Here is a 12,733-nt window from a genome sequence, read left to right on the forward strand (position 1 = left end):
CCACGACTTTGACCGCAAGGGAGACATCCATGAGCATTGGACAACGCTGACCGGCCATCCCAACTGGGAACAGTATCAGTAAGACGTCTGCCGCGGCAGTCCGGTAAGAAAGAATAAAGAAAGTGGGAGCATAAAAACAGGCAGGTATTGCGGCTGCAATACCTGCCTGTTCCTTCATTTGGAAGATACTTTTACAGGGGAACCTCTTTGTTTCCTCTCAGATGCGGTTAAGCCCCGCGGGCAGCGCCAGCTTGAACGCGACCATCGCCGCCAGCATGACGGCGAACGCGCCTTTGGCGCGCGTCTCGCCGACCAGCGTGCCGAGGCGCGTGAACGAGCGCTGCAGGCGCTCATTCTTTTCCTCCAGCCGGCCGAGCAGCAGGCGCGCGATCAACCCTATCGTGCCGATGGTCTGCAGGAACGTCCACGCGAGGAGCAGCAAAAAGCCGAGCAGCGTGCGCTCCCCCGGGCTGCCCAGCAGCACCAGGCAGAACACCCAGCCCGCGGCCGTCGCCAGATGGTGCAGGATGCCGCCGAAGCGGACAAGGTCGTTCACTGCGGCATCATCTCCCGTCCCTCGAACGCGGCGCGGCGCTTGATATCCTCCATGACCGCGTCGAACTGCGGCAGGTCGAGCGACTGCGCTCCGTCGCACAGCGCGTTTTTGGGGTCGTTATGCGCCTCGATAATCAGGCCGTCCGCGCCGGCGGCGATTGCGGCGCGCGAGAGCGGCTGCACCATGTCGCGGCGGCCCGCGGCGTGCGACGGGTCCACGATCACCGGCAGGTGGCTGAACATCTTGACCAGCGGCACCGCGGAGATGTCCAGATTGTTGCGGATCATCTTTTCAAACGTGCGGATGCCGCGCTCGCACAGGATGACGTTGGTGTTGCCGCCCGCGAAGATGTACTCCGCCGCCATCAGGAATTCCTCCATCGTCGCGGACAGGCCGCGCTTGAGCAGGATGGGCTTATCCGACCGGCCCAGCTCCTTGAGCAGCATGAAATTCTGCATATTGCGCGCGCCGAGCTGGATGATGTCCACATCCGCGAACAGGTCGAGATGCTTTTCGCTCATGATCTCGGTCACGACCGGCAGGCCGGTCTGGCGCTTGGCCTCCAAAAGGAGCTTCAGGCCCTCGTCCTCAAGCCCCTGGAAGGAGTACGGCGAGGTGCGCGGCTTGAACGCGCCGCCGCGCAGGAAGGACGCGCCCGCCCGCTTGACCGCTTCGGCCACCTCCACGATCTGCGCCTCGCTCTCAACCGAGCAGGGTCCCGCCATCACGTTGAAGTATCCCGCGCCGATCCTGCGCCCCGCGACCTCAATGACCGTATCCTCATGATGGAATTTGCGGTTGACGGCCTTGAACGGCTCGGTCACACGCTGCACGCGCTCGACCACGTCATAGGCCATGATGTCCCCTTCGTCCAGTTTGGTGGTGTCGCCGACCAGGCCAAAGATCGTGGTGTTCTCGCCCTGAGAATAGTGGATCGTGAGCCCCATATCCTTAAAATGCTGCATCAAACGGTCTACACGTTCCTTATCGCTATTCTGCTTGAGTATAACGATCATTTTGGTTCACTCCTTTATCAGTTAAAATTATAAGCCCTTGCAGTATACCACCAAAATGCCCAAAAAGAAAGGGCGATTTGCTACAAATCGCCCTGTTTCTTTGGTCTGGTTTTGTACGCGGTTGTAAAATGCTAACCCCTACCGCGCGGCTTTCAGCTCCTCATAGCGCTGTTCCACCGCCGCGCAGAATTCCTCCCAGCGTCCGTCTCCGATCAAACGGGCCGGACAGACCTTGCCGGAAAAGTCCTCATGCTTGCGCAGCGCCTTCGGCCCCAGGCCGTACTCGATCAGCAGGCGCGCGCACAGCTTTTCGGTGTTGATTAACGTCTGCTCATAGTTGCCGTCCTCGTTAACGCACATTTCGATCCCAACGCCGTTTTTGTTGCCGCCGTTCCTTTTCATCTGGTCGCCCGCATGGTACGCGGTTTCGTCGTCCGGCAGGTGGTGGTATATTTCGTGATCGTCCACAGTGTAATGCCAGGAAACGATATTCTCCTGCGCGTCGGCGTTCTGGTGGATGAACGAATTATGCGCGGCTGCGGTCGCGCCCGCAGAAAAATTATCCGTTTCGTGGATGACGAGGTACTTGATCTCGCGCTTTTCCCCGGGCCGCGCGCGGCTCCCCTCCGGCAGGAAGTCCGTATAGACCGGTATGTCCTCGATATAGCTGAGTCCCGCGTCCAGCTGCGGCGGCCGGCTGATCGCCCGATGCGTCAGCATACCGGCGGCAAACGACGCCAGCAGCAGCACCGCCAGCAGCAGCGGCCGGCGGTTCGGCCGTTTTTTCCCTTTTTTCCCACTGTAAAACCCTGCAATCTTCAATCCGTCCGCTCTCCCTATCCCTCGTTCCAGTGGTTCTATTGTACTACGTTTCGACAGCTTTTTCAAAGGCATGGATGTAAACTTTTTATTCCCATAAAAACCTCGCTTTCCCCTGCGGAATTCCTGTAAGAAAAACTTGCATTCCGGCGTTTCGTGCGATATAATTATATTTACTCGGAGAGGCAAAGCCTTTACCAGCAGAATTCTTTGACCGCCCCCTTTGTCCCAAAGGGGAGCCAAGGCCATACGGACAGCCGGGTCAAATGCCGAACATGGCAACTTTGTTGCCTTATTGAATTTTATAAGTTGGCTGCTTAAAAGCCGTGTGCCGCGGGCGCATCACACTTGTGAAACAATCAATAAGAGTAGTAAAAGTAAATTCTTGCTATATAGACTCTTTCCTCTTCCACAGACAGAGCCGTTGCGGGCCTTTGCCCGAACGGAAGAGAGATTGCATTCCTCAAGCTGAGATGACCGCGTGCGGACACCTCGCTTGAGGATTTTTTAATTGTGAGGATTACCGGTATGCAAAACAAGCTGAAACTGTACGGGTTCAACAACCTGACCAAAGCGCTGTCGTTCAACATTTACGACGTATGCTATGCCAAAACCGAGCGCGAGCAGCGCGATTATATCGCCTACATTGACCAGCAGTACAACTCCGAGCGGCTGACCGGCATTCTGGAGCGCGTGACCGAGATGATCGGCGCGCATGTGCTGCATATCTCCAAACAGGACTACGACCCGCAGGGCGCCTCCGTCACCTTCCTGATCGCGGAGGAGCATATGAAGCCCGCGCCCGAGCCGGATACCATCGTGGCGCATCTGGACAAAAGCCATGTCACCGTGCATACCTATCCGGAATACCATCCGGACACCTGCCTCGCCACGTTCCGCGTGGATATCGACGTGGCGACCTGCGGCGAGATCACGCCGCTGTCCACGCTCGATTACCTGATCGGCTCGTTCGATTCGGATATCATCACCATGGACTACCGCGTGCGCGGCTTTACCCGCGATATCGAGGGGAAAAAGCTGTTCATGGACCACCAGATGACCTCGATCCAGGATTTCATCGACCCGCACACGCTCGACCTGTACGACGCCTACGATGTGAACGTGTACCAGGCCAACCTGTTCCACACCCGCATGCTGCTCAAGGAGGTTGACCTGCAGAACTACCTGTTCAACACCGATATCTACGAGCTGCCGCCCAAGACGCGGCTGAAAATCCATTCCGACCTGCGCCGCGAGATGATCGAGATCTTCTCGGGGAAAAACATCTACTGATGCTTCGATCGGAACTACCGTTCCGATCGAGTGGACGCACCGAACGGCGTTCGGATGCGTCCTTTGCGCAAATTTGCGCGCCGCAAACGCGGCACACAAATTTGCTTTCCTGTATCAAAACCGAGATACATGCTCTCGGTTTTGATGGTAATTTTGCCAAAGCAAAATTACCGGTTTGATGCGCGCTGCGCGCGATCCCCGTTTGCGCGCGCCATCCCTTTTCCTATTCTGAAGAAGAAGGTATCTGCTTATGGATCAATCCCGCGCGCCCATCAAGGAGGCGCTCGAACATTTTAAGGATATGCGCATCGTCCCGTTTGATGTCCCCGGGCATAAGCGCGGGCGCGGCAATCCCGAGCTGACAAAATTCCTCGGGGAACAGTGCATGACCGTGGACGTCAACTCCATGAAGCCGCTGGACAACCTGTGCCATCCGGTCAGCGTCATCCGTGAGGCGGAGGAGCTGGCCGCCGAGGCTTTCGGCGCGGCCCATGCGTTCCTGATGGTCGGCGGCACGACCTCGAGCGTGCAGTCGATGATCCTTTCGGTCGTGGGGCGCGGGGACGAGATCATCCTGCCCCGCAACGTCCACCGTTCGGTCATCAACGCGCTCGTGCTCACCGGCGCGGTGCCGGTGTACGTCAACCCGCAGACCAACGAGCGGCTGGGCATCTCGCTGGGCATGTCGGTCGCGGACGTCGCGGCCGCAATCGAAAAACACCCCTCCGCCAAGGCGATGCTGGTCAACAACCCCACCTACTACGGCATCTGCTCGGATATCCGTGCAATCGTCCGTCTGGCGCACGCCAGGGGCATGAAGGTACTCGCGGACGAGGCGCACGGCACGCATTTCTACTTTGGCGAGGACATGCCCGTCTCCGCGATGGCCGCGGGCGCGGACCTCGCCTCGGTCTCCATGCACAAGTCGGGCGGCTCGCTGACACAGTCGAGCTTCCTGCTGTGCGGCCCGTCGGTGAACGCGGAATATGTGCGCCAGATCATCAACCTGACGCAGACCACCTCAGGCTCCTACCTGCTGATGGTCAGCCTGGATATCTCGCGCAAGAACCTGGCGCTGTACGGGAAGGATATCTTCCGCAAGGTCACCCGCCTGACCGAGTATGCCCGCGACGAGATCAACCAGATCGGCGACTACTACGCCTACGGCCGCGAGCTGATCAACGGCGACACGGTTTTCGATTTCGATGTGACCAAGCTCGCGGTCAACACGCTGGACGTGGGGCTTGCCGGCATTGAAGTATATGATATCCTGCGCGACTTTTACGACATCCAGACCGAATTCGGCGACCTCGGCAACCTGCTGGCCTATGTTTCGGTCGGCGACCGCGAGCGCGACCTCGAGCGCTTTGTGGCCGCGCTGTCCGACATCCGCCGCCGCTACAAGCGCGACAAGGCCACGCTCATGCGGCAGGAGTACATCTCCCCCCAGGTGGTGGCCGCGCCGCAGGAAGCCTTTTATGCGGGAAAGCAGGGCATCCCGCTGGCGGAAAGCGTCGGCCGCATCTGCGCGGAGTTCGTCATGTGCTACCCGCCGGGCATCCCTATCCTCGCCCCGGGCGAGCGCATCACCCGCGAGATCCTCGACTACATCCGCTACGCCAAGGAGAAAAACTGCATGCTGCTCGGCACCGAGGACCCGAACGTGGACAGCCTGCAGGTCATCCGCGGCATTATCAGCCCCGCGGCCAATTAAGGAGTCTGTGTTATGCAATTGACCTTTACCGAAATGCACGCGCCGACCGTCGGCCTGGCGATCCAGGTCGACCGGCAGCTTTACACCGAGCAGAGCGACTTCCAGCGCATCGACGTGTTCGAGTGCGAGGAGTTCGGCCGTTTTCTGACGCTCGACGGCTATATGATGCTGACCGAGCGCGACGAATTCATCTACCACGAGATGATGGTGCATGTCCCGCTTGCCGTGCTGGGCGAGACGGTCAGAAAGGTGCTCGTCATCGGCGGGGGCGACGGCGGCTGCGTGCGCGAGCTGTGCCGCTATCCGCACATCGAGCATATCGACCTGGTCGAGATCGACGAGCGCGTGGTCGCGGTGTGCAGGGAATACCTGCCGACCGTGGCGTGCAGCCTGGACGATCCGCGCGTACACATCCTCTATCAGGACGGGCTGAAGTACATCCGCCGCATCGAGGACGAGTACGACCTTATCATCATCGACTCGACCGACCCTTTCGGCCCGGGCGAGGGCCTGTTTACGATGGAGTTCTACGGCAACTGCTACAAGGCGCTCAGGGCGCACGGCGTGCTGGTTAACCAGCACGAAAGCCCGTTCTACAAGGGCGACGCGCTCGCCTGCCAGCGCGCGCACCGCAACATCGTGCATTCGTTCGAGCTGTCGCGTCTGTTCCAGGCGCACATCCCCACCTACCCCTCCGGCCACTGGCTGTTTGGGTTTTCCTCGCGCGGGGTGCATCCGGTGCGCGACCTCAAGGCGGACGAATGGAACGCCCGCGGCATCGAAACCCGCTATTACAACACCAACCTGCACAAGGGCGCGTTCTACCTGCCCAATTATGTGCAGCGGCTTTTGGAAAAAGTAGAAGAATAACGACTCACAAGGAGGACAACACCATGGGAAAAGCCCTTATCATCGGCTGCGGCGGCGTGGCCGGCGTGGTCATCCACAAATGCTGCCAGAACAGCGACGTTTTTGAGGAAATCATGATCGCCTCGCGCACCAAATCCAAGTGCGACGCGATCAAGGAACAGCTTGAGGGGCGCACCCCCACCAAAATCCGCACCGCCAAGGTGGACGCGGACAACGTGGACGAGCTGTGCGCGCTGATCGACGAATACAAGCCGGACATCGTGATGAACATTGCCCTGCCCTATCAGGATTTGACCATCATGGACGCATGCCTCAAGTGCGGCGTCAACTATATGGACACCGCCAACTACGAGCCGGAGGACACCGACGATCCCGCGTGGCGCGCGATCTATGAGAAGCGCTGCCGGGAGGCGGGCTTCACCGCCTATTTCGACTACTCCTGGCAGTGGGCGTACAAGGAGAAGTTCGAAAAGGCCGGCCTGACCGCGCTGTTAGGCTCGGGCTTCGACCCGGGCGTGACGCAGGCCTACTGCGCCTATGCCCAGAAGCACCTGTTCGACCAGATCGACACCATCGACATTCTGGACTGCAACGGCGGCGACCACGGCTACCCGTTCGCCACCAACTTCAATCCCGAGATCAACCTGCGCGAGGTTTCCGCGCCCGGCTCCTACTGGGAGGACGGCCACTGGGTCGAAATCCCCGCCATGTCCATCAAGCGCGAGTACGACTTCGACCAGGTCGGCCGCAAGGACATGTACCTGCTCCACCATGAGGAAATCGAGTCGCTGGCCAAAAACATCCCGCATGTCAAGCGCATCCGCTTTTTCATGACCTTCGGCCAGTCCTACCTGACCCACATGAAGTGCCTGGAGAACGTGGGCATGCTGTCCACCACACCGATCGAGTTCGAGGGGCATCAGATCGTGCCGATCCAGTTCCTCAAGGCGCTGCTGCCCGACCCTGCGACCCTCGGCCCGCGCACCAAGGGCAAGACCAACATCGGCTGCATCTTCACCGGCAAAAAGGACGGCAGGGAAAAAACCGCCTATATCTATAACGTGTGCGACCACGAGGCCTGCTACCGCGAGGTCGGCTCGCAGGCCATCAGCTACACCACCGGCGTGCCGGCCATGATCGGCGCGGCCATGCTGATGACCGGCAAGTGGAACAAGCCCGGCGTATACACGGTTGAGGAGTTCGACCCCGACCCGTATATGGAGACCCTGAACAAGTGGGGCCTGCCGTGGCAGGTAAACGACAACCCCGTTTTGGTGGACTGACATGAGATTTACCGAACTGCCCACGCCCTGCTTCCTTGTGGATGAAAACCGGCTCGTGCAGAACCTTGCCGTGCTGCGCGACGTGGCCGACCGCACGGGCGCAAAGATCCTGCTTGCGCAGAAGGCGTTTTCCATGTTCTCGGCGTACCCGCTGCTGCGCGAGTATCTCGCGGGTACGACCGCCTCCGGCCTGTTTGAAGCCCGCCTCGGCAGGGAGGAATTCGGCGGCGAAACGCACGTCTACTCCCCCGCCTACGCGGAGGGCGAATTTCAAGAGCTTTTGCAGTACGCCGACCATATTGTGTTCAACTCCTTCCACCAGTGGAAGGCTTACGGCAATTTAGCGCGCGCGGCGGGCAAAAGCTGCGGCCTGCGGCTCAACCCCGAATGCTCGACCCAGCCCGCGGCGCACGCGATGTACGACCCCTGCGGCCCGACCTCGCGGCTCGGCGTCACGCTGGAAAACTTCCAGCCCGAGCTGCTGGACGGCATCGAGGGCTTCCACTTCCACACCCTGTGTGAGCAGAACGCGGACGACCTCGTCCGCACGGTTGAGGCGTTCGAGGAACGCTTCGGGAAATACATGGAGGGCATGAAGTGGCTCAACCTCGGCGGCGGCCACCATATTACGCGCGACGATTACGACGTGGAAACGCTCGTCCAGTGCGTCAACCGCCTGCGCGAAAAATACGGCGTGCAGATTTATCTGGAGCCGGGCGAGGCGGTGGTGCTGAATGCGGGCTGGCTGATCTCCACCGTGCTTGAGGTCATGCACAACCATGCCGAAATCGCAATACTGGATACCTCCGCGGCCTGCCACATGCCGGATGTGCTGGAAATGCCCTACCGCCCGCCGGTATGGCGTTCGGGCGAGCCGCACCAGAAGGCGTTCACCTATCTGCTGACCGGCCGCTCCTGTCTGGCGGGCGATGTGATCGGCGAATACTCGTTCGATAACGCGCTGCGCGCGGGCGACCAGGTGGTATTTGAGGATATGGCGCTGTACACGATGGTCAAAACCAACACCTTCAACGGCGTACCGCTGCCGCTGATCGCCATGCGCCGCGCGGACGGCACGGACGAGGTGATACGGATGTTTGATTATGAGGATTTCAAGGGGCGGCTGTCATAAGGCCTCCAGATAGCTTTGCAGGATCAGGACGACGGCGCGGTTCCAGCTAATGCCGTGCCGTACCGCGAGCTTTTCAATTTGGGCGGCATATTCTTTCCTGATATAGATGGTCCGGTATATGGATTCCTTGCCGCTGCTTTTCCGTTTGAGACGAAAAGATATCGTGCGTCCGTGGAGCATCCAAATTGCGGCACCCCCTTTTTAATAAGTAAATATTTCCTGCTGTATGTTAATATGATTTTATCTCAATATGAGATTAAAGTCAATATCTCACCTTGAGATATTATATGATAACTCAGGGTGATGAACATGCAGCATAATCGCATTAAGGAACTGCGGGAGGACCACGAACTTAAACAATGGGAAATCGCTATTCACCTAAATATCGCTCAAAATACCTATTCCAATTATGAAAACGGTGTTCGGGATTTTCCACTTCCGCTTTTAATCAAACTTTCAAGGTTCTACCAGGTAAACTTAGAATATCTGCTCGGTTTAACTGATTATTCCGAGCCGCTTCCCCCGAGCAACCGATAAAAAAAGAGCTGCCGCATTGGCGTGTCCTCATAAGGGCAACATCAAAAGCCGTTTCAGAGCGAAAGAATCCACCACAGAACGATTAGTTCCGTGGTGGATTCTCCTTTTCGCGATATATCTAGCCGTTTTGATTGTTCAGGTTCGTCCAGTTTTCTGTGTTGACGACTTTTTTTGTTGTCATAGTCACCGGCACTCTCGATAATGTTATGATAGTTCCTGCCCGTCTGTCTACATGTTTCTGCGATTTTAATGAACTAATAACACCAGTATCCCCGCTTTTTCTCTATTTCATCGGGGTGCCTGACCTTTCCAGCATGTTCAATATATCCATGTCGATCCCACAGCATCCTTTTTCCGCAAGCAACGCTTTCACTTCCGCAATCGTCGGCAGACTTGGCATCGCGCCCATGCGAGAAACCGTGATCGCCGCCGCATGGCTGGCAAACACCAACGCCTGCCGTTCATCCATGCCCGCAGTGCGGGCCGTGCAAAACGCGGCGACAAACGAATCCCCCGCCGCGGTCGTGTCGATGATCTTATCCATATGGACACATGGGGTATAGGCAGCGCCACTTTGGTTGATCCAGACCGAGCCGTTCGCACCCAGCGTAACGATCAGGTTTTTCACCCCGCGCTGCATGAAATAGCCTGCGGCCCTGTGCAGATCCTCCTGATTGATGCCATCGTCAACGGCGATCTGCTGTCCGGACATCAGCGCCGCCTCATGCTCATTGGGGGATAGATAGGTCACATGGCCAAGCAGCGTATCCGACAGCGCCGCAGCGGGCGCGGGGTTGAGCATAACGGGTACGCCGGCCTCATAGGCCCATGCGGCCACGGACTCCACCACCTCCATGGGCAGCTCAAGCTGCAGCATCACCAGGTCGTAGTCCGCAACGCGGGCTTTCAGCCAGGCGATCTCCTCCACCGTCAAGGTAAAGTTCGCCCCTGGGCAGACAGTGATCCGGTTTTTTGCGTCGTTTTCGCTCACTTCAAGCGTAATGTGCGCAACGCCCGTCGCCTCGGCCGGATCGGTCAGCACCCTGGAAACGTCCACGCCCGCAGCGGATGCCGTTTCGAGCAGCGTTTTGCCGAAGCCGTCCCGACCGACCTTGCCGACCATAGTGACCTCCGCCCCCAATCGGGCGCACTGGACCGCCTGATTGCTGCCTTTGCCGCCCGGGGCGGTGGTGAATTTCATGCCAATGACGGTTTCCCCCTCGCGCGGCGCGCGTTTCGTGGACGCCACCAGATCCATCATAAAACTGCCCACTACCAGTATCCTGGGTCTTTTTTGCACGTTCCAGCCCTCCTTACAGTCCAAGCGCCTGCTGCGCGCCGCGGTATGCTTCATTCCAGTTCCTCGGGATATCTGCCTCAATGGTCAATGTATCGTCATACCCCGCCTGAGCAAGCGCCGCGAGAAACGCACTGTAATCATAGCCGTCCCCACCGCACGGGTAGCCCCGCTCTGGGAAGGACGTAGGGAAATCCACATGCGCATGATGTACATAATCGCGATAAGCGGCGATGTCCTCCAGTGGCTCCTCCGACCAGACCATATGTCGCAAATCGACCATAGCGAATAGATTCGGGCTACCTGCCAGTTCGATTACGCGCACCGCCTCGGGCAGCGTGTTGAGGTAGTTGGAGTATTTCGGGCCGAGCGGCTCGAGGATCAGCTCCTGCCCGTTCTCCCCTGCGATCTCGGCCGTCATGCGCAAGAAGTCCACAAATACCGGCTCGTGCCGGATATCCTCGGGCGATTGCAGCGTCCGCGCTTTGCCGTTGCCAAGGATGACCTTGCCGATTCCAAGTGCGGCGCAGCGGGCGCAGCTTTTTTTCAGGTATGGCGCAAGCGAGGCAGGCCGGAAGCCCTCTACCATAAAGGTCGGCTCAACGATTGGCAACAGCCGCGCCCCTGTCCGTACTGGGAAACCGCGCTGCGCGACCTCCTCCTGTAAGCCGCTGAATGCAGCCTCATTTAGTGCCTCGATCTCAGGCATGTCCAGCTCGGCGTAGTCGTATCCTGCACCGCTAATCGGGCGATAGTCCTGTATCCGTCCAAATCCGCCAATTTTCATCGTTTGCATTCTCCTAACAAAACCGTCTAACGCTGATCGGTCAGCCTTTTTGAGTGGCTTTTTCGTTCATCTCATCCAAAATGCACCGTACATTCAGCATCTCCGCAAGCGAGGCCCTCGGACGTGCGCCGTTTGCATAGTCCGCAAGCGTAGTACGGGCGAAGATCGCGTAATAGGGATCGCTGTCTGTGTTCAACGCGATATGCGCCGGCGCCGCACCGAAGGTGCGCAGCTCCAAATCATTGTCCGCGAGGATGCAGTAACCGTTTTCGGTCACGATCGTCCAGCGGTTTTCACGCTTGGCACCGTCCGACATCGGATAGGCATATCCGCTCTCTATCAGAAGCGACGCGCCCGAATCCATACGCAGCATGGAGGAGGCATACGTCTCGATATCATATTCCGAGGTATACTGGTAAATCGAAGCCAGCGTTTCAGCGCCCCCGCTTTCCGTCAGATAGAGCGCCATGTCGATGAAATGCACGCCGAGATTGGTCATACAGCCGCCTCCCGCAGTCTCCTGTGACAGCATCCAGCGCGAGGTCGCAAGGTAGCGCGACGGTGGTCCCGCCACGAATTTGTAGGACATATGCACAATTTTACCGGAAAGATACCGGTTTTTCAAGTCGTTTACCGTGTCGCTGTACCGCCAGACGAATGGAATCGCGCAGAACGCATTTTTGCGCTCGGCGGCATTGTACAGCGTCTCCACCTCGCGGCGGTCAAGCCCTGCGGGCTTCTCCATTGTAAACGGGATTCCCGCCTCGATCAGCTCGGAGGCGACCGCATGCATCCGGTAGTGTGGGGCAAAGGCAAAGACGAAGTCCGGCTTCACTTCATGTAGCATCTGCCGGTGATCGGTGTAGGCTGGACAACCGTAGGGCGCGGCAATGCGGGCGGCAATGCCCGCGTCACCATCGCTCACACCCACGACCGAGTTCTCCGGCAAGCCGGGCAGATAGAGCGGTACATGCCAGTGGCTCACGCCCAAGAGGGCGATCTTCATGGTTTGATTAATCATAGCACATTCCCTCCAATGCTGTTGGGCGTTTTGGGATAAATTTTCACAGCTCGATGCCGCGCAGGTATTCCAGCGACCGCTTCATACCGATGGATGCGTCCGGAATATCATCCGGATGCCACCGGCGCTCATATTCGAGGGACAGCCAGCCGTCATAACCGCGCGCTTTGACCGCGCGCAGGATCTCCGGCCACGGTATAACTCCCTCGCCCACGATACGCGTATACACGTTGCGTTCGGATTCGTCCGGCCGCGCTACATTGGAAGAGGAAAACGCCACACCTTCTTTGAATACCAGATCCTTTACATGCATGTATGCCACATACTGCTGCTGTAGGGGAAGCGCTTCTTCATATCCTTCGTTTCCGGTAAAGGTCAGGTTTGCCTGATCGTACAGGATGCGGACTG

Annotated in this window: 14 protein-coding genes; 6 read left to right on the top strand and 8 right to left on the bottom strand. The window is 58.3% G+C overall.

The window, feature by feature from the left end:
• Positions 1–217: 217 nt before the first annotated feature.
• From ACYQ3S_RS14960 to ACYQ3S_RS14970, 3 genes are all read right to left on the bottom strand, one after another.
• On the bottom strand, positions 218–556 hold the full coding sequence (locus ACYQ3S_RS14960) for a hypothetical protein (RefSeq protein ID WP_459690128.1): 339 nt from the start codon (positions 554–556) through the stop codon (positions 218–220).
• Positions 553–1,572, bottom strand: a complete 1,020-nt coding sequence (gene aroF, locus ACYQ3S_RS14965) for a 3-deoxy-7-phosphoheptulonate synthase (protein ID WP_459690129.1) — start codon at positions 1,570–1,572, stop codon at positions 553–555. The genes ACYQ3S_RS14960 and aroF overlap by 4 nt, the downstream gene beginning before the upstream one ends.
• Before the next feature lie 138 nt (positions 1,573–1,710).
• Positions 1,711–2,394 (bottom strand): peptidoglycan recognition protein family protein, encoded by a 684-nt coding sequence (locus ACYQ3S_RS14970; RefSeq protein WP_459690131.1) that lies wholly within the window; start codon positions 2,392–2,394, stop codon positions 1,711–1,713.
• A 525-nt stretch (positions 2,395–2,919) separates the two neighbouring features.
• Between ACYQ3S_RS14970 and speD the strand changes: the two genes are divergently transcribed.
• The 5 genes from speD (at position 2,920) to nspC (ending at position 8,683) form a co-directional block, all read left to right on the top strand.
• The gene (gene speD / locus ACYQ3S_RS14975; protein WP_459690132.1) at positions 2,920–3,684 is read left to right on the top strand and encodes an adenosylmethionine decarboxylase; all 765 of its coding nucleotides are present in this window, start codon (positions 2,920–2,922) and stop codon (positions 3,682–3,684) included.
• 250 nt (positions 3,685–3,934) lie between these two features.
• Positions 3,935–5,398, top strand: a complete 1,464-nt coding sequence (locus ACYQ3S_RS14980; protein WP_459690134.1) for an aminotransferase class I/II-fold pyridoxal phosphate-dependent enzyme — start codon at positions 3,935–3,937, stop codon at positions 5,396–5,398.
• 12 nt (positions 5,399–5,410) lie between these two features.
• A complete protein-coding gene (speE, locus tag ACYQ3S_RS14985) occupies positions 5,411–6,268 on the top strand; it encodes a polyamine aminopropyltransferase (protein ID WP_459690136.1) in 858 nt (285 codons plus the stop codon).
• Positions 6,269–6,291: 23 nt separating this feature from the next.
• Positions 6,292–7,551, top strand: coding sequence for a saccharopine dehydrogenase family protein (locus ACYQ3S_RS14990; RefSeq protein WP_459690137.1), 1,260 nt, complete (start codon positions 6,292–6,294; stop codon positions 7,549–7,551).
• 1 nt (position 7,552) lies between these two features.
• Complete coding sequence (gene nspC, locus ACYQ3S_RS14995; protein ID WP_459690138.1) at positions 7,553–8,683, top strand: carboxynorspermidine decarboxylase; 1,131 nt, start codon at positions 7,553–7,555, stop codon at positions 8,681–8,683.
• Here the strand turns inward: nspC and ACYQ3S_RS15000 are convergent.
• Positions 8,678–8,863: a hypothetical protein gene (locus tag ACYQ3S_RS15000; protein WP_459690140.1), complete on the bottom strand. Its 186-nt coding sequence runs from the start codon at positions 8,861–8,863 to the stop codon at positions 8,678–8,680. The genes nspC and ACYQ3S_RS15000 overlap by 6 nt on opposite strands.
• A gap of 129 nt (positions 8,864–8,992) precedes the next feature.
• Here ACYQ3S_RS15000 and ACYQ3S_RS15005 point away from each other — a divergent pair, with 129 nt between their 5' ends.
• Complete coding sequence (locus ACYQ3S_RS15005) at positions 8,993–9,220, top strand: helix-turn-helix transcriptional regulator (RefSeq protein ID WP_459690141.1); 228 nt, start codon at positions 8,993–8,995, stop codon at positions 9,218–9,220.
• A 283-nt stretch (positions 9,221–9,503) separates the two neighbouring features.
• On the opposite strand, the gene rbsK is transcribed toward ACYQ3S_RS15005, so the two are convergent.
• The 4 genes from rbsK to ACYQ3S_RS15025 form a co-directional block, all read right to left on the bottom strand.
• Entirely contained in the window at positions 9,504–10,520 is a 1,017-nt protein-coding gene (rbsK, locus tag ACYQ3S_RS15010) for a ribokinase (RefSeq protein ID WP_459690142.1), read from the bottom strand.
• Between the two features lie 13 nt (positions 10,521–10,533).
• The gene (locus tag ACYQ3S_RS15015) at positions 10,534–11,304 is read right to left on the bottom strand and encodes a sugar phosphate isomerase/epimerase family protein (RefSeq protein ID WP_459690144.1); all 771 of its coding nucleotides are present in this window, start codon (positions 11,302–11,304) and stop codon (positions 10,534–10,536) included.
• A 40-nt stretch (positions 11,305–11,344) separates the two neighbouring features.
• Positions 11,345–12,325, bottom strand: coding sequence for a Gfo/Idh/MocA family protein (locus ACYQ3S_RS15020; protein ID WP_459690145.1), 981 nt, complete (start codon positions 12,323–12,325; stop codon positions 11,345–11,347).
• A gap of 43 nt (positions 12,326–12,368) precedes the next feature.
• Positions 12,369–12,733: sugar phosphate isomerase/epimerase family protein (locus ACYQ3S_RS15025; protein ID WP_459690146.1), on the bottom strand; the 365-nt coding region annotated here is incomplete at its 5' end.

Source organism: Agathobaculum sp. TL06 (assembly GCF_054658635.1).

What these genes read in the sequence shown, in the direction of transcription:
- ACYQ3S_RS14990 (WP_459690137.1), top strand. Translation starts at nt 6,292, where the DNA reads ATGGGAAAAGCCCTTATCATCGGCTGCGGCGGCGTGGCCGGCGTGGTC.
- nspC (WP_459690138.1), top strand. Translation starts at nt 7,553, where the DNA reads ATGAGATTTACCGAACTGCCCACGCCCTGCTTCCTTGTGGATGAAAAC.
- ACYQ3S_RS15000 (WP_459690140.1), bottom strand. Translation starts at nt 8,863, where the DNA reads ATGCTCCACGGACGCACGATATCTTTTCGTCTCAAACGGAAAAGCAGC.
- speD (WP_459690132.1), top strand. Translation starts at nt 2,920, where the DNA reads ATGCAAAACAAGCTGAAACTGTACGGGTTCAACAACCTGACCAAAGCG.
- ACYQ3S_RS14980 (WP_459690134.1), top strand. Translation starts at nt 3,935, where the DNA reads ATGGATCAATCCCGCGCGCCCATCAAGGAGGCGCTCGAACATTTTAAG.
- ACYQ3S_RS15015 (WP_459690144.1), bottom strand. Translation starts at nt 11,304, where the DNA reads ATGAAAATTGGCGGATTTGGACGGATACAGGACTATCGCCCGATTAGC.
- ACYQ3S_RS15020 (WP_459690145.1), bottom strand. Translation starts at nt 12,325, where the DNA reads ATGATTAATCAAACCATGAAGATCGCCCTCTTGGGCGTGAGCCACTGG.
- ACYQ3S_RS15005 (WP_459690141.1), top strand. Translation starts at nt 8,993, where the DNA reads ATGCAGCATAATCGCATTAAGGAACTGCGGGAGGACCACGAACTTAAA.
- speE (WP_459690136.1), top strand. Translation starts at nt 5,411, where the DNA reads ATGCAATTGACCTTTACCGAAATGCACGCGCCGACCGTCGGCCTGGCG.
- aroF (WP_459690129.1), bottom strand. Translation starts at nt 1,572, where the DNA reads ATGATCGTTATACTCAAGCAGAATAGCGATAAGGAACGTGTAGACCGT.